This window comes from Paenibacillus sp. ACRRX, from assembly GCF_022346885.1.
In the GTDB taxonomy this organism is placed as follows: domain Bacteria; phylum Bacillota; class Bacilli; order Paenibacillales; family Paenibacillaceae; genus Paenibacillus_B.
Genome location: NZ_JAKRNK010000001.1, coordinates 115,943 through 137,102, shown reverse-complemented (window position 1 = coordinate 137,102; position 21,160 = coordinate 115,943). Strand labels below are relative to the sequence as shown.

Here is a 21,160-nt window from a genome sequence, read left to right as displayed (position 1 = left end):
GGAGGATTAATGACTATGCATGAATTTTTAATTTTCTACGCTCCATTACTCATTGTAGCTTTGTCTATAGCTGCTGTGTTCATCTGGGGCGCCAAAGCTGATGTGTCGGATTCTTAACCCCGACTTCCATCACTACCGTGTAACTTAATGAGAAGGATACAAAAGGATAAGGACTTCTTATTCCCGGCGTACACCCAATAGGTTTAAGAACAACACAAGACCTCGCGATTAAACCGCGAGGTCTTGCTGTATCCTGTGGCTGGAGTTCGCTGCCATAATTAAAAAGACTTACTCCTAGTGGAGTAAGTCTATTAACTGACCTTCTATCGTCATTTGCGGAGCGCGGCGCTTTAATTCTTGTACAAACGACCGCTTGTCAGCAGGTCAAATCCTCCCCCACTAAACATCTCTCACTGCTCGCAAAGTTTATACATACGCAGCTTGCCTGAGTCTATTTGAGCTGCTTCTTCTGTACGACCAGCTTATAGCCGACTCCCCGAATGGAATCGATCTGTACCGACTGCTGGTTCATCTCCAATTTCTTCCGCAAGGAGCTGACGTGAACATCTACAGTGCGCTGCCCCCCGATGTAGTCGAATCCCCATACCGCATTCATCAAGTCATCTCGCGTAATAACGGTACCTGGCCGCTGGACCAAATACAGCAGCACCTCGAATTCCTTCGGACGTAGCGGAATCTGCTCATGAAGCAGTGTGACTTCATACTTCTCCGGGTAAATGCGAAGATCCCCTACCGCAATTACCTTCTCATCAGAGTCTCCCTCAATTGAAAGGTCTCCTCCATCAGCAGAAGTTCGCCGTAGAACTGCTCCTACTCGTGCCAGCAGTTCTGCTACACCAAATGGCTTCGTAATATAATCATCAGCGCCGCACTTTAATCCCTGCACTACTTCTTCTTCCGCGTTGCGTGCAGTCAAAATAATGACCGGCGTTCTAATCCCTGCTTGGCGGAGCTTGGACAGAACTTCAAATCCATTCATCCCCGGCAGCATAATATCTAAAATGATGAGGTCAAACTTGCGATGGAGCGCTGTCTGCAGCCCTTGCGAACCATGATCGACAACGGTCGTCTCGTAGCCTTCCAACGTTAAATTATAAGATAACAAACGTGCTAACGTAGGCTCGTCCTCAACAACTAACACTTTAAGTTCTGACATACTCTCCTCCAGAATGTCCGATTTACAGCATCTGAAATCCAACCAGTATCTAACTGCATCCATATCGTAACATAACAGGATGAGTTCAACCATGATTTTTTAAAGAAATGTTAACGAATGTCAGGATGATGATCTTGCAGAACCGGCAGCTCAATCGTAAATGTGGTGCCTACTCCAATCTCACTGTCCACCTTAATCGTACCATGGTGAGAATCCACCAAATGCTTGACAATAGACAAGCCAAGGCCTGTTCCTCCGGACCCTCTGGATCTTGCTTTGTCCACGCGGTAGAACCGTTCAAATATTCGCGGCAGGTCCTTCTTAGGTATGCCAATTCCTGTATCCGATATCGTTAATTGAATCCGCTCATAATCGCCATCTTCGTTCACGTCAAGTGGAGCGGCAACTACCTTGGCCTGACCTCCATCTGAAGTATAATTAATCGCATTGGACAGCAGATTAAGGACGATCTGGCGGAGCCGATCCTCGTCAGCCTCCATATACATGTCATCTTCGACTACCAAGGAGACTTGGATACGCTTTTTGTCCGCCTCTTTTGAGAGCATTTCCACGGCCTGCTGCATAAAGCTTGGCATATGTACCGGTGAGAATTGAAGCGGAACCCGCTTAGACTCGATCTTTGACAATTCCAAAATATCACCTATAAGCCTATTCAACCGCTCACTCTCATCATGGATGATCTGCAAAAACGACTGGGCAATCTCCGGGTCATTCAACGCTCCATTCATCAACGTCTCAGCAAATCCTTTTACTGCCGCAATCGGTGTCTTCAGTTCATGGGACACATTGGCCACGAATTCACTGCGCATACGCTCCAGCCTGCGGATGTCAGATACATCCTGCAGCATAATCAAAACACCCGCCCACTCCTGTTCTGAATAATAGACAGGCACAACATTAGCATCCAGCAAACGCTCCTCGGGGTAATAGATCGTCAGTTCCTCGTGCACCAATAGCTTACGTTCGATGACCTCTTGTGTCATCTCGGCAAGCTCATAAGGTACCCGCACCTCTTCAAACTTCTTCCCCAAGCTTGCCTTGTTTTTAATACCAAGCATTTGCTCAGCTTTCCGGTTAATAAGCACAATCTCCCCTTGATCATCGATCATAACAATCGCATTAATCATGTGCTCCATCACCGTGCGAAGCCTGCCTTCATTCTCACGGATTTGTGCCATCTGCAGCTGCAAGCTGTCAGCCATCGCATTAATGGCATTCCCCAGCTGACCGATTTCGTCCGTGCTGGTTGTCTGTGCTCTCGCTTTATAGTCCATGTGCGCAATCTGATGCGCCACTCGCGTCATGTTCTCAATCGGACGTGTCAGATTAAAGGCAATTCGATAGCTGACCAGTGTAGCAACCAGGAACAGCACCAATAACCCAATACCCAAATAAGCCCACAGTTCTCTGACACTTTGCTCTACTTCCTGCAAGCTCATGGCCAGGCGAACATAACCTTCAAAGTTGTCATCATGAATGGGTGCAGCTACATACAACATGTTTTGCTTTATCGTATCGCTATACCTGATGACAGAACCTAAGCCCTCATCACGCGCATTTTTGATCTCTTCTCGATTCAGATGGTTATCCATCTGGCTTACTGCCGAGATAGAATCCCCAACCACTGTACCGTCTAACGTAACAAACGTCACCCGTGCGCCTGTTGTTTGCTCGAGTTTCTTGGACCAGTCCGTATAGTATGCCATTGCTGATGCTGATGTCGGCTCAGCCTGCCACTGCAGTGTCTGCTCAATGAGCATAATTTCCCGGGACATATTTTGCTCCAACTGCGAGATATGATTGCTCTTAAATGAGGAAGCCATATAAATACCCGCCGCTAATACAGATACCCCGATTAGTAATACAAATATAAGCGTTAACCTAGATCGAAAACGTGCCATGCTCCATCTCTCCACTTCTTGTCACAGCGTTGTCTAGTGCTGCTGCAATCCATTACGTCTACTCTTGTTTATGGTACCGATGTCGGTTCTGTTTGACTAGTACGAATCATATTAAGCTTTTGTAAAATGGTATAAAACAAAGTCGCAGCAGGCTGTTGAATCAGAATCGACAGCACGACCACCACTGCTGTATCAGGTCCAAAGTACTGCATCGCCAATACAAGTCCTAGCGAGACGTTTCGCATGCCGGTTGCAAAGCCCAACGTTGTACACATCACGATACGTTCTTTCCTGAACAGCTTCCCCGACATATAGCCAATAACATAACAACCTGCAACCAGTATGACAATTACCAATATAACTACTAATGAGCCAACATTCAATTGACGGACATAGGGACCAATTGCCGCTGCATTTAAGATAACCACGCCGACAAAAGCCACTTTGGACAACGGCAGCAGTACTGGCGCAAGAACTGGCTTTGCCTGACCTTTGGTCCTGTTGTGAATGATTACACCAACTACAATTGGAAGCACAAGGATAAGCAGCAGGTCTTTTAACATCCCCCACGTATGAATAGGCACACTCTCCCCGTACAATAGCAGCAGCATACTCGGAACCAGAACAGGACTAAGCAGTGAGTCGATCACAACAAGTGCTAACATCAATCCCACGGCGCCACGGGAAATATCCACCCACAGGACGGAGGATACGCCAAGCGGGATAATGGTAAACAGCACCATCCCGATACTGATTGGAGAAGTCGGTCCAAATAAAATGGCGCCGATGCTGTAAGCGATGGCGGGCGCAATCAAATGGGACGATACCAGCACCGTCAATAAGACTGCGGGACGCTGGAAAGCCTGTGTGATATCCTTTACCCCGCATCCTAGTCCCATTACAAATGTAACAAAACCAAACAGCCACGGAACAAATATGACATAAGGTAGCAGTATTTGATCGCAAAGAACCCCCAGTACGAGACTGAGGGGGATCAACATAAACATATAGCGTTCAAACCATGAATTGATCTGCAAGCCCATTCCACGATTCATCACTTAAAGACCGTATCCTTAAATTGGCTCAGCTTCTCCAATGAGCTCTTATCTACTTCTGCATGAAGGCTGTTACCGTGTGAATCCATCGTAACAATCGCCGCAAAACCTTCCACATCCAAATGCCACATCGCTTCCGGGATGCCAAATTCCATGAAGTCCACGCCATTCACGTTCTTAATACATTCCGCGTAATACTGAGCCGCACCGCCGATTGCATTCAGGTACACGCCTCCATGCTCCTGTAGAGCAGCTAACGTCTTGGCACCCATTCCGCCTTTGCCGATTACAGCACGAATGCCAAATTTCTTCATGATATCACCTTGATATGGCTCCTCACGAATACTTGTTGTAGGACCAGCAGCCTTAACATGCCAGCCCGCTTCATCCTTCAACATCACCGGTCCGCAGTGATAGATGACAGCCCCATTCATGTCTACCGGACAATCATGATCGATCAAGTAGCCATGTAGTGCATCACGTCCCGTATGCATCTCTCCGTTAATGATGACCACATCGCCCACACGTAAAGAACGAATCGTCTCCTCTGAGATAGGTGTTGTCAGCACAACCTGCCGACTGCCTGTATCGGATGCGGCCGCATCATCAGCCGCTGCCGCAGTCTCTGCATGCTGATCCATTTTAATATCAGAGCCGCGTTCGTACATCCATTCCTTTAACTCGCCAGTTGTACCATCCATCAGAATCCCTTGACGACGATAAGCCCAGCAATTATAAGCAACCGATACAAAGAAACTTGCCGGCAGTCGGTTCATGACACCAATCTTGCAGCCCAAAAGGGTCACTTCACCACCAAAGCCCATCGTGCCGATGCCGAGCTCATTTGCCTTTTCCATGACATATTGCTCTAATTGATCCAGCTCAGGAATAGGATTACAGTCTTCCGTCTTGCGGAATAACTGGTGCTTGGCAAGCTCGTAGCCTGTTGTACGATCGCCGCCAATCCCTACGCCGATAAAGCCTGCACTGCAGCCTTGCCCCTGCGCTTGATAGACTGCATGCATAATACATTTGCGGATGCCGTCCAGATTGCGTCCCGCCTTACCCAGTCCTTCTATCTCTGCCGGAAGGCTGTATTGGATGTTCTTATTTTCGCAGCCGCCGCCCTTTAGAATCAGCTTTACTTCAATATCGTCTCGTTCCCACTGTTCAAAATGAATGACTGGCGTTCCGGGACCTAAGTTATCACCGCTATTAGAACCTGTTAACGAATCAACAGAATTGGTACGCAGCTTGCCATCCAGCGTTGCCTGCTTGACCGCTGCTTGAATTTCGCGCTTCATCACAATTTGGTTGGCCCCTACAGGCGTGTGCACAATAAATGTCGGCATGCCCGTATCCTGGCATATTGGCGATACGTTACGCTCCGCCATCTGGATATTACGTGCAATCGTACTCAGTGACAGACCTGAACGTGTCGCTGCATCTTCGCGCTCTTGCGCTTTACGAATGGCACGGCGCACATCCCCAGGCAAATTTGTAGACGCTTCCACAATTAGCTCGTATACGCTCTTTCCAAAGTGCTGCAACATTGTGAACATGCTCCTCTCATCCTCGTCAATGTTCCCGTCGATTAGCTCCAAGCTGTCTGTACCGGATGTATCGGGAATCGTAATCTGGCTCATAGTATTCAAAAAAGTTCCAATAGTAATATAATAGCATGAGAACGCCATTTCTCATATCGGTATGCAGCTAAGTTCGTCACACCTGTTGAACAAAACTCGTTATCTCGGTACCAAAAAAAATTAATACCCAATATTACCGTAAGCAATAGGTGGATATTAAATATCTAACTATGAAAGGGAGGAATATCGCATGGATACAGGCAAACCTGCTCATTTACACGATCGATTCGATCAGGAGCCCTCTCAACATAATCACTTTTATGCATATATGTATCGATTAAAGCACATTGAACGTTGGAGTCTGATGCGAAATACGACAAAAGAGAACGTAGCAGAGCATTCTTTTCATGTCGCACTCACCACACATGTGCTGTGCACGATTGCCAATGAAATATTTCATCGAGAGGTAGACACGAATCTCGCCGTATCAATGGCCTTGTTTCATGATGCCACGGAAGTATTTACAGGAGATATCCCGACACCTGTGAAGCATCACAATCCACGCATTTTGGCAAATTTTCGAGAGATCGAGCATTTGGCAGCGGAACGCTTGGTCGATATGATCCCGCCCGCGCTCAAGTCCATCTACACGCCACTTATTCATCCAACGGAAGAACACAAGCTGCGGAAGTACGTCAAAGCTGCGGATTTACTGGATGCTTATTTAAAATGTACATTTGAAATTGCCTCTGGAAATCGGGAGTTTGTCGTAGCCAAGCAGCAAATCGAGGGGAAAATAAAGCTGTTGGAGATGGACGAGGTCGATTATTTCATGACCACGCTTGCTCCAAGCTTTACGATGTCATTAGATGAAATGTCCGAGTAGGAATCAATGAAAAAGGGATGTCTACAAAATTGTAGCCATCCCTCTTTACTTGCCATGATGAAGAATATCGGCTAGAAATTGTACACCATCAACACAACCATTACGATAAACATTACAAAAATCAACGTACTGAACGTCGTAATTTTGTCCAAAGCAGCCTTGTTGGATTGATTGTTCTTTACAGATTGCAGCGCAAGCTTCATCTTTTTACCCATAATTCCGCTAAAAGCAGCTATCGCCAAGAACAGCAAAGTAACGATTCCCATCCATACATAGCTGTACTTACCTTGACTCATCAAGTAACCGCCGGTAATAAAATTCACGATAAGCATAAATTGCGCGATTCGGTTAGCTGTAATCATGCTTGTTAATACGCCTTCTTGTCCTGCTGCCGATACGGTCTTCAGCTTGCCCGCTACGAATGGTGCCAGTGCATAGAAGCCCATCAGGACAGCACCAAGAATATGTACAAGCATAAACGGTTGCCACATCTTTATTCCCTCCATGTTCAGGTTATATATGTTCTCTATCTTCATTATTATACTAAAATATACCGCTTTAAACAAAGAGAGTCGACTATAAAATAGTCGACTCACTATAACAAATGTCACACTTACGCAACATTTTCGTTTCATTTCAGCAACATATTAACAAATCACTCACCCATTAACCACTTGAATGACGTTACGAACAGATTGTGCGGACTTGTCCAATGCCGCTTTCTCTTCCGCTGTTAACTCGATATCGATAATTTTCTCAATACCGTCGCCACCGACTACAGCCAAGATGCCCATAAACAGATTCTCGTAGCCATACTCGCCCTCAAGCAAAGCAATTACCGGAAGGATACGTTTCTTATCCTTCAGAATCGCTTCTGTCATCTGAACAAGTGAAGCTGCAGGAGCGTAATAAGCGCTGCCGTTGCCCAACAGATTCACAATCTCGCCTCCGCCGACGCGTGTGCGTTGAACGATAGCTTCTATGCGATCCTGCGGAATCAATTTCTCGATTGGCACGCCGCCTACATTCGTATATCGAACGAGCGGAACCATATCGTCGCCATGTCCGCCTAATACTACGCCGCGTACATCTTCCACAGACACGTTCAGCTCTTGTGCGATAAAGGTACAGTAGCGTGCTGTATCAAGCACACCCGATTGTCCGATAACACGGTTCTTAGGGAAGCCAAGCGCTTCAAATGCCGCATATGTCATCGCATCAACCGGATTGCTCAGAATGATTACATAAGCATTCGGGCAATAAGTCTTAATGTTCTCGCATACAGAACGGACGATGCCAGCATTAGTGCTGACGAGATCATCACGGCTCATGCCAGGCTTGCGTGCAATCCCTGCCGTAATGATAACGATGTCGGAATCCTTCGCATCCGCATAATTGGAAGTGCCGAGGATATTGCTGTCAAAGCCTTGCACAGGACTAGCCTCAAGCATGTCAAGCGCTTTGCCTTTTGTAGGGTTCTCCAATTGAGGGATGTCCAGCAATACGACATCTCCAAGTTCCTTTTGCGCTATCATCAATGCTGTTGTCGCTCCTGTAAAGCCTGCGCCAACAACGGTAATTTTGCCGCGACGAATTGCCATCTCTGTAATCGCTCCTTAGCTCATATGTTTGATAATCTGATCTGCAAATGCCGAGCATTTCACTTCTGTCGCGCCTTCCATCAAACGTGCGAAGTCATAAGTAACTGTCTTATTGTTAATCGCAGCTTCCATACCTTTATAAATGAGATCAGCCGCTTCCTGCCATCCCAAGTGTTCAAGCAGCATTACGCCGGACAAAATAACCGAACCAGGATTGACTACATCCAGATCAGCGTATTTAGGCGCTGTTCCATGTGTTGCTTCAAAGATTGCATGTCCAGTCAGGTAGTTAATGTTAGCTCCTGGCGCGATGCCGATGCCGCCTACTTGTGCAGCCAGTGCGTCGGACAAATAGTCACCGTTCAGGTTAAGTGTTGCAATGACGTCAAAGTCAGTCGGACGTGTAAGTACTTGTTGAAGTGCGATGTCTGCAATGGCATCTTTGATCAAGATCTTGCCAGCAGCAAGTGCGTCAGCCTGTGCTTTGTTTGCAGCGTCGACGCCTTGCTCTTCTTTAATGCGATCATATTGATCCCATGTGAAGGTTTGCTCGGCATATTCTTGCTCGGCTACTTCGTAACCCCAGTTCTTAAACGCGCCTTCTGTATATTTCATAATATTGCCTTTGTGTACGAGCGTTACACTCTTACGGCCATGGGCAATTGCATAGTCAATTGCAGCGCGCACAAGGCGCTTCGATCCTTCTGAAGATACAGGCTTAATGCCGATACCAGAAGTTTCTGGGAAACGGATCTTCTTCACGCCCATCTCCTGTTGAAGGAACTGAAGCAGCTTCTTCACTTCATCAGAACCGGAAGCATATTCAATACCAGCATAAATATCTTCTGTGTTCTCACGGAAAATGACCATGTCTACAAGCTCAGGACGTTTAACCGGGGATGGCACGCCTGCAAAATAACGAACCGGACGCAAGCATGTGTACAGATCCAACTCTTGACGAAGGGCAACATTCAATGAGCGAATACCGCCGCCGATTGGCGTTGTCAAAGGTCCTTTAATCGCTACGATATATTCACGAATCGCTTCCAATGTATCATTAGGCAGCCATTCGCTATAATTGTCAAACGCCTTCTGCCCTGCAAATACTTCGTACCAACCAAGCTTGCGCTCGCCATTGTACGCTTTCTCAACAGCTGCATCCAATGCGCGCTTTGATGCACGCCAGATGTCACGGCCAGTGCCATCACCTTCAATAAAAGGAATGATCGGATGGTTAGGCACTTGCAGCTTACCGTCTTGAATCGTAATTTTCTCGCCTTCTGTAGGTGGTGCAAATTGGTCTAATTGCAACATAATAGACGTTCCTCCTAGTGGTTATTGCCGCCCCTTATGACAGCATTCATACAAACAGGTGACGGGAGCTACTCTTCCATTGTAGCAACCCGCCATTTACAGTGACAACCATTCTCAAAAAAAATGTTACAATTTAATTAACGTTCTTCAATTGGAACAAAGGATTGACCGGAAGGTCCCGTGTATTCTGCACGCGGGCGAATGATCCGATTATTCTCATATTGCTCCAATATATGAGCAGTCCAACCGGACATCCGGCTAATCGCAAATATTGGCGTAAACAGATCACGTGGAATGCCAAGCATCGTGTAGGTCGAAGCGGAATAGAAATCAACATTTGGCTTCAAGCCCTTCTGTCCCGTAATCAGTTCCTCAATGCGAACACTCATATTGTACAATTCCAAATTGCCATGTGCTTTGCCGAGTTCCTCAGACATCTTCTGCAGATGCTTCGCCCGTGGATCACCATTCTTGTATACACGATGTCCAAAGCCCATAATCTTGTCTTTGTTGTCCAGCTTCGCTTGAATGTAGTCATCTACACGGTCAAACGACCCAATCTCATCCAACATGATCATAACTGCCTCGTTTGCACCGCCATGCAGCGGCCCTTTAAGGGCACCAATAGCAGAAGTGACGCCTGAATAAATGTCAGACAACGTCGCAACCGTCACGCGAGCCGCAAATGTAGAAGCGTTCAACTCGTGATCCGCATGCAGGACTAGCGCTTTGTCCATAGCTGCTACAGCAGCCTGATCAGGTTCATGACCGCTCATCATATACAAGAAGTTATACGCGATCGTGCGGCCTAATAAAGGCGTGATCGGCTCATGACCAGAGCGAATGCGCGCATGTGCAGCGATAACGGTTGGCACTTGAGCCTGCAGCTTAATGGCTTTCAGCAGATTCGCTTCATGACTCATATCATTGGCCGATTCGTCGTATAAGGCAAGTGCGGACACGGCAGAACGAAGAACCGCCATCGTGTTCGCATCGGACGGAAACAGCTTAAGTTGATCAATAACAGCAGATGGAATCGCTGCATGCTCGTTCAATTGAGATTGCAGCTCAGCAAGCTCTGCCTGGTTCGGCAACTTGCCATACCATAACAAATATACGACTTCTTCAAATGTAGCGTGTTCAGCCAAGTCGTCAATATTATAACCGCGATATGTTAACACGCCATCGATGATCGAGCTGATCGATGAAGCCGCCGCAACAATACCTTCCAAACCTTTTGTTGCTGTCATCTGTCCTCTCTCCTTTACACATTACATTCGGAATACGTACGAGTTAATAAGTGTATGCGCCCACATGATGTCTCATTTCAGTGATCGGAACTAAATTTTATATTCTAAATCATAATTGATTTTGTCAGTTATGTGAACGCATTCTGCCTATTCTCTGGGATAGAAATGCTTTATCGCGTATATATAATATTTTGTTTGCATGAGTAAAAGGGATGGAAATGTGTGCGTTTTCAACTGTTCTTAAATGAGATCCCTTAACATACCTCAGTGTGAATTTTGTGAACATTGCGTGAACAAACCCTTTTCATATACTTCTGTGACTATGCATAATGAGGTATAGTGGCATGATTTGACCAGCTTAACAAGAAGTACACCCAGTACATTTTTTTGAAGCAAAGCAGGATATTGGGTTTATCTAGGGAATTTGTATGAATATCACAATCGCAAGACATCACATTTTACACACATCAAGGAGGAATTACAGTGGGAATTCTAGGCGGTATACTTGGCAACTATTCAGAGGTGTCGATTCAGGATCTGACCAATCAGTATGGACCTTATTTGATGCCACAAGAAAAGATCGAAATGGGCTTTCGGTTAGTACGTGACACGTTTATCATTACAGATGACAGATTATTGTTGATTGACCACCAAGGCGTGACGGGTAAAAAAACGAGAGTTGCTTCCATTCACTTAAATTCAATATATGAAGTGACGATGGAGTCGGCAGGTACCGGCTTGGATGATAGCGAGATTACGATTCATTATATTACGTCGCCTTACTACAAGGCCAACAGCATTCAGACGGCAACTTACAGATTTGAATTTGGCAAAAAGTTTAATGTGCAGCCTTTCTATGTTGCATTAATTACTTTAGCTCATCAAAATAATAAACGAATTAACAGTTAAAGCAGCCTAAAACAAATGAAGCCACCTTAACGGGTGGCTTTCAGATTGCAGATAACCCCGACGTGGTTAAAAGCTTGAGTATCTCTACAATCTGGGCAACACGATCTCATTTTTAAGTGATAATGTCTTTTCGTTGATAAATACGACCGTTCTGCTGACGTTGGAGTTGTGCGGACCCAAATAACGCCTACATTTGCGATTAAGCATCTTTTAAAGTGCTTTACACAAGTCCGAAACCACAGACTTTCTTTATATTGCTTCTAGTAGATACTTTGGATTTATATCATGGTTCCTAGTTTTTTAAATATGAGAAGAGAACTCTATAAAAGTAGCCATCTATCAACAAAAGAAGAATTAGACGCAAATATGGGATCACCTATCCGGTAGGAATCCGTTTCTGTGTGGATCGATGATAGTTGGTCACAATCTTATCAAAACGTTGACTTAGCTTTAGCATCTTATCATCGGTCAAGCTAGTACCTTCTCTATACAATCCGTTCATTAGGGATCGCAGGTCCTCGAGCTTCTCTTTCACTTTGCAGACCACCTTCCTCTAGTCCTTTATCTTTCTCCACTTGGTAAATATATCACGGGTTTCATTGAATCTCGGGAAATTAATTTTTGTGAAACCAAAATCAAAAGGGGCGATCCAATAAGTGATATGCTCCCCTTACGGCAGACAGGTGAAATAATACAATATTATTTGTAGAGCTACGAAACCTTCGAGGATCTGAAGAGGGATATTGCTGCATACTTCGGCTTCTACAGCTGCAAGGCAAACTAAACTGCCTCAGTTTAAAGGATGCTTTTTTGCTACACTATCGGGCAGGATAACATAGAAACACCTTGAATAGTAATTAAGTACTCATTCACTATTGAGGTGACAAATATGGCATTTGGTGGTTATCCATTTATCCTAATTTCAATGGGTAACATTCCTAATTTCTCGCTAGAAGGCAATGAGTTTGTAAGTAACTCAGAAAAAAAGTGTATAAAGCTGATGCAGTAATGAGTTTGGTTGAGGAATTAGTGGAAATTAAGGGACGGTTCTTTGATTAATTGAATGTAATATCAATTTTATCATCTATGACTAAACTGTCCCCATATTTTTTGTTAAGGGTGAAAATATGATGTGTATGGATACTATGTTTCAACGGACAATAATTCATAGCTTATTATACGAGAGACGCAAAAAAATAGACAAGGTAGCATGCTCAAAAAATATTCAACTTAATGATTTCAGTTATTTAACTGAAATTATTTACTCCGTTCCATTAGATGATTTGAGTCTGGAAAGAAAGTTAGAGCAAACAGAGCTCAATATTAATTTGATTTTAGACGGAACAGTCAGGAACTTCACCATTGAAGATGTAGAATCTGTTAAAAAAATTAGTGAACGTTTTCAATGGAGGAAAGAGCAATTTTCTGATTTCAAAAAAGATAGAATTAGAAGAGAGTCATCTCTAAAAGATGAACTTTCTTACAGTCATGATCTTGGAAGAACAATAATACACCATTTAAATATGGATGACGAGGATTTTATAGCGCGATATAATGCATATGTAAATTTTCAATATGATATTGAAAACCCTCTAGCAGAAATTACATTAAAGAAGTGGGAGAGCCAACTTACAAAACCCAATGAGTATCGACGAGGATGTAAGTTTAAATTTCTTGTACATGCCATAAACACGAATACTGAAACTGCTCTTCAAAATGCCAAGAGTAACCCCATCATTTCTACAAGTCTAATTACTGACGAATTTCAAGGGACTTATAAAAAATCGAAATTTGGGTTTGTTTATCAGCCATATTTAAAGAATGTATTGCTCATTAGCAGCTCCGATTGCTATGCGGATGCGCTTCCTTTCCATACATCTATAAATGCTGAATTTTTCTCGCTTACTTCTATACCGCTAGGTGCAAATATGTATTTACAATATATAGATACCTATGCTTGCAAAACTATGCACATTGAAGAAATTGAAAACACTTCAAAAAAAGTACAGAAATGCGGTATTGAGGACGTTGATGGAAGTCAGGCATATAATGAAATTGTGCTAATTAATGACCCTTCTACAAATCCAATTGCAGTCTTTCTACTAGAAACAGAAGATACAAACGAATCAACGGTAGATCAGGCAGAGGAACTAGCCACAAAATTAAACCTACCTTTACTACGAATTTAAAGATTGACATGATTGTATGCTCAATCTAAGCGACCATTTGATCAAGAGTTAAGGATTCTGCTTCAAAGCAGACAATAAAAACTATGCTGCACGCGTTGCTGGCTCCATTTGTAGCAACACTCCTTATATTTACAATTATAATGTATGATCACCTCTTATAGATTACCAGTAATAAATATGGAAATTGGGAGGGGATTTAATGACACTCGCAAAGTGCTTTAAGTTTTCAATGACATTGTTATTCGTTTTAATTATTTGTTCAGCATGCCAAAGTAATAGGGAAGTAGGGCCAAGTGGATATATTTCGTTAGATGAATTAAAAAGCTTATCTGAAAAGGGCGTATCACTGAATTGGGGCGATTTCACCAAGTATTCTTTCGAGGATATCGGTTCAGGATTATATATAAGAAAGTACAAAATCGAAGGAGGGCACCAACTGTTAATCACGGGTAAAAGCCTAGAGAGTCCACCTGATAAAATTTATATTGTTAATCAAAACGGTAAGAAGTTAGATCTCACTCAAGATAACTTGAGCGATTTGTATGGATCGAAGTAAATATGGAACATTTCATCGTAAAATCAGCATGAAAAATTGGAAACCAGTTCTCGTTAACTTTTGATTCGGAGTGAATTGCTTAAAGCAGATGTAGCGTTCTGTGATCTCTTCAATTGGAATATCTAAGTTTGAAGCATTACCTAAAAGGGTGCAGTACTCAGGGGGGAAGTGTCCCCATGTTTCATCAATTAACAGCTAATCGCACCCAATTCTTCACAAAATGATACCGTTTTTCTGAGGAAGAGGACCTCATTTCAGTAAGAGTGGAGTTTAACTTTCTTTCCTGATCACATAATAAAGAGCAATCAACACTTTCGTACACATAACAACACAGCTTAATATAACAAACAATAAGACTAGTACATGGTTCAAATAGCCATTTGTAATTCCGATTGTGAGAAAAAATATAACAAGTAGAAGATTAACAATAATATTTGCAAGGTTCCTCGCTCGACTTCTTTGAGATACTACTTGTAATTAGTTTTTCAAGATCGTTTTCATTTTTGCCTCCGCTTACATACTACATATAGTCGTCAGCTATTTAATAGTCCTCTTATTTCTCATGCTCCATGCACTCGTATAGAGTGCGACAAAACCCGTTAACATTGAATATTTCCGTGACATGTTTCTATCCACGCACTCGTATAGAGTGCGACAGCCAGCATCTTGTAAAGGTTGCGTTTGGGGGCGGTGGTTTCTATCCACGCACTCGTATAGAGTGCGACGCAACTAGCGACAATGGGGCATGGGAGTTTTGAAGTTTCTATCCACGCACTCGTATAGAGTGCGACGATCATATGGTTTGGGTATTGATGTAGCAATATTTGTTGTTTCTATCCACGCACTCGTATAGAGTGCGACCCGTAATCAAGCAATATAAAGAAATATGTAAGAGAAAAGTTTCTATCCACGCACTCGTATAGAGTGCGACTGCGAAATTTGACCAAAAGTGGCTAAAACCATGCTTTTGTTGATCAAATAACCCAATAAAATGAATTTTACAATCAAATGCACCAAAATATAAAATAAATAATTAGAATAAATGGAATTATCAAGAAGATATTTGGTGCGGAACCCCCGGGGTTTTCATGTGAACCTCACATCCGCACTACAAAATTAAGGGAGCATCCATATCTATTGATGCCTTCACACCAACATGCTCGACCTTATTTTTATAGTTGTTGCCTAATTGATAGAAACGGAGACTATCCTCCCTCGGATCAATCATTTCTACCAATTGTAACTTCAGGCTGGCAAATTGGGCGGCGTCTACATTACATTCGAAGACCGAATTTTGGACACGTTGGCCGTAGTTTTGACACATTTTGGAGACCATTCGTAATCGTCTCTGTCCAGCACTACTCGTGGTCCTAACATCATAAGTAATGAGCACTAACAATCATACCACCTACTTCCATAAAAAAGGAGGGTATTCATCCAAATCATTACGCAAATAACGTGCTAATAACAGCGCTTGCACATGAGGAACCAAGCCCCAGACTATTTTTTCACCTAAATAGGGGTGCTCCATCTTCTCTTGCTTTCTCTGCTGCCATGCCGCCAAAAATGTTTTCCTGGCCTCATCTGTCATCAGGACGGCTCCATTTTCTTTCTTAAAGAAGTCGTCCTTGTTGACAAGTCTCTTATTAATCAAGCTGAGAATAAACTTGTCTGCATAAATTCCACGAAGTTCTTCCATCATATCCAAGGCCAGAGACGCTCTTCCAGGTCGATCCCGATGCAGAAACCCTACGTAAGCATCCAATCCAACCGCCTCCAAAGCGGCTGCCGTATCTCTGGCTAACAACGTATAGGCAAAAGACAACATCGCATTAACATGATCAAGTGGCGGCCTGCGTGAGCGGGAATGAAAATAAAAATCGTCTGTCTGCTGTAGGATCATCTGACCAAATATTTTATAATAACGAACCGCCGCTTGCCCTTCCCAGCCTCTAAGCTGTTCCAAATCCTCGCAGACCCTAACTTCCGCTATAATCGTGGATAAATGTTGAGACACCTCTTTGAACTGATCCACATCAATGCGCAGCGGGTATTCCCGTGTCATTCGCTCAATCATCCATTTGTGATTATAAATCTTGCCTAATATGAAGTTACGTGCAATCTTGGCTGATTGAACTTCATCCTCAGATAGGAGATACTGCTTTTTCCGCAGCACAACATTCCCTTTGCTTTGTCCAATAACTCGTGCCAGGAACCTCCCGCTTGTCGTTAAAAAGGTAATAAAAATATCCCGCTCCGCACAATACCCCATTAGAGCTGGACTTGCTCCTGTATATCCAAACGATACGACGGCTTCCAGATTATGAAGCGGATATCTGCCAAGCTTCTCTTTTTCCTTCATGACAACGATATTGTCGCCATCCAACGCTAAATACACGTCCGGCTGTGTAATATACAACGTATTTAGAAGCCGTTTCATTCCTTGATCTTCCCTTCGATGTAGCTCTTTACCGACCGTTTATTCATCAAGGCAGGCAGACATATGGCATGAAGCGAGCAGCTTTTACAGAAAGTCCCTGTCTTTACTTTAGGCGTGTATCTGCGCTTGTAGTAATCCTGCATCTCGCGTACGATCTGTCTTACCGATTCCTTCAACTCTGCCGTGAGCGGAATTTCAACCCGCTGCCGAATCTCGTTGTAATACAGATACCCTGTCGAAATGTCGCACAACAGCATTTCTTCCAAGCACACGGCTTGAGCTGCTAATTGCAGCACATCCGACTCATCCTTCTTAGGCTTGCCGCGCTTGTACTCGACCGGATAGGCCAAATATTTGCCCTCTGCCCCATGAATCTCCACACCGCGTTGATCTCGAATAAATTCCACCACATCACAAGTGCCGGTAATCTGAAGGACATGCGACTTCACTGACATCGCGCGGACAATAAGCTTCTCCCCGCGTTTTTCCCTTGTGAACGGCTTATCTGCATTCCGATGGAGATGCTGTCCTTCGATCGTTTTTACATTTTCCTGCCACTGCTGCTCAATATGGATTAATGCCCACTGCCGCTTGCAGAACCGAAAATGTTGTATCCCCGACAGCATCAAGTATTGATCTTCATCGTTACTGACCATCAAAAATCTCTACCTTTAAGCCTTCCAACTCTGTATATATAATTTGATAATCTGTAAATTGTTTTGGCTCATCAGTTATCGCTTCGACACGCATGGAGCGATGTACTTTCGCGGACGAGTATTGACCCAGCTTGGAGTTGTGCTCCCACCAGTACACTTTGACCACTTCCATACTTCCATCTGGTCTGGCTGAGGAAGCATCATTTTCAAATAATGTAACGAGTGCTTGCTTGATCTTCTCTGCATCCTCATGTGTGAAGCCCGTCTTCTCTGCAAGTTGAGTATTGATGCTGCCCTGAAATACATATACACCAAAATCTACCCGATGCTTCATCCCCATTGTATCTGAACCTTTCTCTTTCCCTGGCTCAGAGTTCACACTTTTGGTTATCTGCATACTTGTAATGTCAATCGGTGCAATACTCGTCGCTGTATGAACAGACACAGGCCCCCGCACCCCAACGGAAACCCCTTTATCTGAGCCGCCTTTAAAGGCAAACACTTGTCCAAAACTGCGCACATCTATCCATTCCTCACAAGCCAACTGTGCAAAGTCCTCGCTTGAACCATCTTTGGCTTTCATGATCTTAGCTAAGGCAGCATTTGCTTCAGCGCGCTCTCTTAAACTCTTGAATGCGTCGGTGTTACGATCATTGGATTGAACAAAGATGGATTCACCTGCATCCTGCAGCCGATTTCGAATCTTGCGTTTAAGCGCTACATCTGAAATTTCACCATATCCATCATAGTTTTGACGCGGTCTGTTGCCATTGAGGGGATCACCATTGGGGTTTGCTTTGGTTACGGTAAAAATAACAGCAAAATCAATTTTATGATTTAAGATGGTCATGTCTATATCTCCTTTGGTTATGTTTGTTTCAAACAAAGTCCAAGTTGTGTCGGTTACTCTAAGGCGTCTTCCACTTGCTCCTGCTTTTCTTTCTTCTGGAACAAATCATGTCTTTGACTATAGAAGCCTAGTAAATACTTGCCAGTCAACGGCTTGTTATTAAAATCGTCGAACTTGAATCTAGTGGCAATGTCATCTATTAATCCGGATAAATAGTAACCCTTTGAACCTAACCGCGCTTGATAGGGCTGCAAGCTTGCTTGTATCGTCTTCCAGGTTCGTTCAGGATGCTGAGCGAATGAATTCATGTAACGAATCGCGTTGCTGGAACGCGTTTCATCCGAACCTAACGCACGGCGTTCTAATACATCAGCAACCGCTAATAAGCGTCCAAACAAATAACTACGGTCATCTTGTTCCTTGTCTAATGCCAACGGATACTCCTCCTTTTTGTTAATTAAGGCACAGGTGATGCTGAGCGTCTTTTCCCATTCCCATTTCTCCATAGATACAGGGTTGGAAGCTCGTCGAAATGCACTATTTACAACGTCTGACGGAATGGCTCTCCCATCCACGATACAGGGCAGTATCCGCTCCATTAATCCTTTGACAACTTTATCATTAGCCCTAGGGCCATACGCTGCATAAGCGATATCTTTGGTTGCAGGCGCACCGTAAAAGGCAACGGAGTCACCTTCCTCATCCTTGCGATAACGATGAAGCCAAGCACATGTGGAATGCCATTTCAATAACTTGTCGAAGTATTGCTGCTGTTCCATGTGACGATAGTAGAGCACCGCCATACGGCCTGTCGTCGCCGAATCCAGAATAAGCAGGTTAACATCTGAGCTGTTCGATGCCAGTTCATTCTTGTACCCATCCAGCGCCTTGGCCAGCTCGCTGGCCAGTATGTCACTGGTGACAGACTTACGCTGTTGTACAATAGGTCGCCGTCGAAGAACAGACAGCGTGTCCTCTTCGGGAGCAGGAATTTCCTGTGCATTATTTGTCCATACGAGAAATACACGCTGGTCAATGATCTTGCCTTGGCGCTGAATCAGCCACTTTAATGCATTATGCGCTTTCTGGGATACGTCATAGCTAATACTTGCGACTTCAGCACTCTCGTTAAAGCGGCCACGATACGTAAATCCGCTCGTATCATTTGCCGAGATAAGCTTTGCTTTGTCCGCGGCATTTCTTATTTTATTCGCATGCTTTGAAGTTGCTGGAAGCTTGCTGCCGGTTACATAACATAACCTTTCATCTCCCAACCTGTCATTGTAATAACGAATAAAAGAGTCATACATCGCTTGATCTTTCCATACTTTAGCTAGCTGCTTCTTCGGCGAGTGGACTGTAAACCGAACAAAAGCACTTTCCTGCTCTCCAGCCACTACCGAGAAAATCGCTGGTTTCTCACTGTACAGATTTGCATACTTTTTATCCCATTTCCCGATCAACTTTCCATTTCCATCTACTGCAAGTATATGCCATTTAACTAAATCCTGAATCAAGCAGCCCTTACGCAAATAAGTGTAAATACTTTGAACTTTGGGGTCAGCATATGGGGATGAAGCCCATTCCCCCAACTGCTGGATGTAGGCTACAAATGGGTCTTCTTTTTTCGCTTCTCCCCCATAAGCCGTATAATCTCCTGCTACATAACTTAACTTGTCGTGTAAGGGATAAGGTGCAACTTTAGATCCAGCCCGGCTAGCTGAATCCTCTGTACAAGGGATTAAAGTGCTTGCATCACTTTTTTCCACAACAACTGTGGCAAAATGAAACTCGCCCTCCTCCGTCACGAGCACTTCAATGTGAGCCGTCTGCGTCGTATGCGAGATTGGCAGCAGCGTATATTCCTGCTCGCTATACTTCTTCTTCTCGATGACACCGACTCGACCCAGATTGGATTCGTACGTCTCATATAAATGCAGCAGCCAGCTCATTGATTCCCCCCCTCTGCCAATTGTTCATACAATTCATCTACGGATTGAACGTTGGTCTCATTAAACAGCTTTGGTGTTAGTTCGCCCGCCAGTTGACGTACTTGTACGCATTGTTCAGGCGGAATAAACGTGACAACCCCATTTTTCATGACCGGATTCCACAACCGAGTCTCCATCTGATGTCTCCCCGTTTCATCAGGGTAGTTAATCCCATGAATCATCGTCCCAAAATGAATCTCTCCAGCGTAGTTATCATAAAAGCCTTCTCCCTCATCAAACACAGATGGTTCAACATAGCCTTGGCATTCCCTGGTGCCCAGAAAAATGTCCCTCCGGCCCCCTGCTTTTAAGGAGCGCTTTAGGATGTTGTGATGCTTGTGCTCGTTATGATCGTAGACCAAGTCAGGACGATGCGGGTTAAACACAAAATGAGCGCGGCACTTGTAGTGAACATCTCGCAAATAAGTATAATGAGCGAGCGTGTTGCCCCCGCCATAATCTATTGGCTTAATGCCTTTAGATTCCATACGAATTGGCTTCATGACCCGCACTTCATCGATGATATACAACAGCGTCGGCTTCCAATAAATACTCTCCACAATCCCCTTCAACGCCTGATAGGTTGGGATCTGATAGGACAATTTTTCTCCACCCAGCTTCGTTAACGGGTCTGTAAACAGCGCGTAATTACCAACGATCTCAAACTCGATGCTGTTCCTCATCACGCTCACTTCCATTCCTTATTTTTCTTATATTTCCATTATATGAACATCTTTAAATATGTTCAATAGAGGCAAACTCATAACCTATGAACGTT

The 21,160-nt window shown here is 44.1% G+C and carries 20 protein-coding genes and 1 CRISPR repeat array; of the genes, 5 read left to right on the top strand and 15 right to left on the bottom strand.

Annotated features, from left to right (window positions below; genetic code table 11):
• Positions 1-15 precede the first annotated feature (15 nt).
• Positions 16-117, top strand: a complete 102-nt coding sequence (cydS, locus tag MH117_RS26765) for a cytochrome bd oxidase small subunit CydS family protein (protein ID WP_481857212.1) — start codon at positions 16-18, stop codon at positions 115-117.
• Between the two features lie 334 nt (positions 118-451).
• On the opposite strand, the gene MH117_RS00585 is transcribed toward cydS, so the two are convergent.
• The 4 genes from MH117_RS00585 to MH117_RS00570 form a co-directional block, all read right to left on the bottom strand.
• Positions 452-1,177: a response regulator transcription factor gene (locus MH117_RS00585; RefSeq protein ID WP_239326372.1), complete on the bottom strand. Its 726-nt coding sequence runs from the start codon at positions 1,175-1,177 to the stop codon at positions 452-454.
• Positions 1,178-1,287: 110 nt separating this feature from the next.
• Entirely contained in the window at positions 1,288-3,099 is a 1,812-nt protein-coding gene (pnpS, locus tag MH117_RS00580) for a two-component system histidine kinase PnpS (protein WP_239326370.1), read from the bottom strand.
• Between the two features lie 68 nt (positions 3,100-3,167).
• A complete protein-coding gene (locus MH117_RS00575) occupies positions 3,168-4,154 on the bottom strand; it encodes a bile acid:sodium symporter family protein (RefSeq protein ID WP_239326368.1) in 987 nt (328 codons plus the stop codon).
• Positions 4,154-5,707, bottom strand: coding sequence for a fumarate hydratase (locus MH117_RS00570; RefSeq protein WP_275444502.1), 1,554 nt, complete (start codon positions 5,705-5,707; stop codon positions 4,154-4,156). The genes MH117_RS00575 and MH117_RS00570 overlap by 1 nt, the downstream gene beginning before the upstream one ends.
• Before the next feature lie 283 nt (positions 5,708-5,990).
• Here MH117_RS00570 and yfbR point away from each other — a divergent pair, with 283 nt between their 5' ends.
• A complete protein-coding gene (gene yfbR, locus MH117_RS00565) occupies positions 5,991-6,626 on the top strand; it encodes a 5'-deoxynucleotidase (RefSeq protein WP_239326366.1) in 636 nt (211 codons plus the stop codon).
• A 71-nt stretch (positions 6,627-6,697) separates the two neighbouring features.
• Here yfbR and MH117_RS00560 read toward each other — a convergent pair whose 3' ends face one another.
• From MH117_RS00560 to citZ, 4 genes are all read right to left on the bottom strand, one after another.
• Positions 6,698-7,117 (bottom strand): hypothetical protein, encoded by a 420-nt coding sequence (locus tag MH117_RS00560; RefSeq protein ID WP_239326364.1) that lies wholly within the window; start codon positions 7,115-7,117, stop codon positions 6,698-6,700.
• 168 nt (positions 7,118-7,285) lie between these two features.
• Entirely contained in the window at positions 7,286-8,227 is a 942-nt protein-coding gene (mdh, locus tag MH117_RS00555; protein ID WP_239326362.1) for a malate dehydrogenase, read from the bottom strand.
• 15 nt (positions 8,228-8,242) lie between these two features.
• Positions 8,243-9,541, bottom strand: a complete 1,299-nt coding sequence (gene icd, locus MH117_RS00550; RefSeq protein ID WP_239326360.1) for an NADP-dependent isocitrate dehydrogenase — start codon at positions 9,539-9,541, stop codon at positions 8,243-8,245.
• Between the two features lie 137 nt (positions 9,542-9,678).
• Positions 9,679-10,791, bottom strand: a complete 1,113-nt coding sequence (gene citZ / locus MH117_RS00545; protein ID WP_239326358.1) for a citrate synthase — start codon at positions 10,789-10,791, stop codon at positions 9,679-9,681.
• A 483-nt stretch (positions 10,792-11,274) separates the two neighbouring features.
• Between citZ and MH117_RS00540 the strand changes: the two genes are divergently transcribed.
• Positions 11,275-11,700, top strand: a complete 426-nt coding sequence (locus MH117_RS00540) for a PH domain-containing protein (protein WP_239326356.1) — start codon at positions 11,275-11,277, stop codon at positions 11,698-11,700.
• A gap of 376 nt (positions 11,701-12,076) precedes the next feature.
• Here MH117_RS00540 and MH117_RS00535 read toward each other — a convergent pair whose 3' ends face one another.
• The gene (locus tag MH117_RS00535) at positions 12,077-12,235 is read right to left on the bottom strand and encodes an aspartyl-phosphate phosphatase Spo0E family protein (protein WP_239326354.1); all 159 of its coding nucleotides are present in this window, start codon (positions 12,233-12,235) and stop codon (positions 12,077-12,079) included.
• 610 nt (positions 12,236-12,845) lie between these two features.
• Here MH117_RS00535 and MH117_RS00530 point away from each other — a divergent pair.
• Both MH117_RS00530 and MH117_RS00525 read left to right on the top strand, forming a co-directional pair.
• The gene (locus tag MH117_RS00530) at positions 12,846-13,889 is read left to right on the top strand and encodes a hypothetical protein (RefSeq protein WP_239326352.1); all 1,044 of its coding nucleotides are present in this window, start codon (positions 12,846-12,848) and stop codon (positions 13,887-13,889) included.
• A gap of 199 nt (positions 13,890-14,088) precedes the next feature.
• On the top strand, positions 14,089-14,445 hold the full coding sequence (locus tag MH117_RS00525; RefSeq protein WP_239326350.1) for a hypothetical protein: 357 nt from the start codon (positions 14,089-14,091) through the stop codon (positions 14,443-14,445).
• A 624-nt stretch (positions 14,446-15,069) separates the two neighbouring features.
• Positions 15,070-15,376: direct repeats of the CRISPR family, unit length 32 nt; unit sequence GTTTCTATCCACGCACTCGTATAGAGTGCGAC.
• Between the two features lie 177 nt (positions 15,377-15,553).
• Here MH117_RS00525 and cas2 read toward each other — a convergent pair.
• From cas2 to cas5c, 6 genes are read right to left on the bottom strand one after another with little or no spacing between them, the layout of a single operon-like run.
• Complete coding sequence (gene cas2 / locus MH117_RS00520) at positions 15,554-15,844, bottom strand: CRISPR-associated endonuclease Cas2 (RefSeq protein WP_239326348.1); 291 nt, start codon at positions 15,842-15,844, stop codon at positions 15,554-15,556.
• A gap of 9 nt (positions 15,845-15,853) precedes the next feature.
• Positions 15,854-16,885, bottom strand: coding sequence for a type I-C CRISPR-associated endonuclease Cas1c (gene cas1c / locus MH117_RS00515; RefSeq protein ID WP_239326347.1), 1,032 nt, complete (start codon positions 16,883-16,885; stop codon positions 15,854-15,856).
• Positions 16,882-17,541: a CRISPR-associated protein Cas4 gene (cas4, locus tag MH117_RS00510; RefSeq protein WP_239326345.1), complete on the bottom strand. Its 660-nt coding sequence runs from the start codon at positions 17,539-17,541 to the stop codon at positions 16,882-16,884. Before cas4 ends, cas1c begins: the two co-directional genes overlap by 4 nt.
• Positions 17,531-18,391 (bottom strand): type I-C CRISPR-associated protein Cas7/Csd2, encoded by an 861-nt coding sequence (cas7c, locus tag MH117_RS00505; RefSeq protein ID WP_239326343.1) that lies wholly within the window; start codon positions 18,389-18,391, stop codon positions 17,531-17,533. The genes cas4 and cas7c overlap by 11 nt, the downstream gene beginning before the upstream one ends.
• A gap of 53 nt (positions 18,392-18,444) precedes the next feature.
• The gene (gene cas8c, locus MH117_RS00500) at positions 18,445-20,343 is read right to left on the bottom strand and encodes a type I-C CRISPR-associated protein Cas8c/Csd1 (protein ID WP_239326341.1); all 1,899 of its coding nucleotides are present in this window, start codon (positions 20,341-20,343) and stop codon (positions 18,445-18,447) included.
• Complete coding sequence (cas5c, locus tag MH117_RS00495; RefSeq protein ID WP_239326339.1) at positions 20,340-21,065, bottom strand: type I-C CRISPR-associated protein Cas5c; 726 nt, start codon at positions 21,063-21,065, stop codon at positions 20,340-20,342. Before cas5c ends, cas8c begins: the two co-directional genes overlap by 4 nt.
• Positions 21,066-21,160 lie beyond the last annotated feature (95 nt).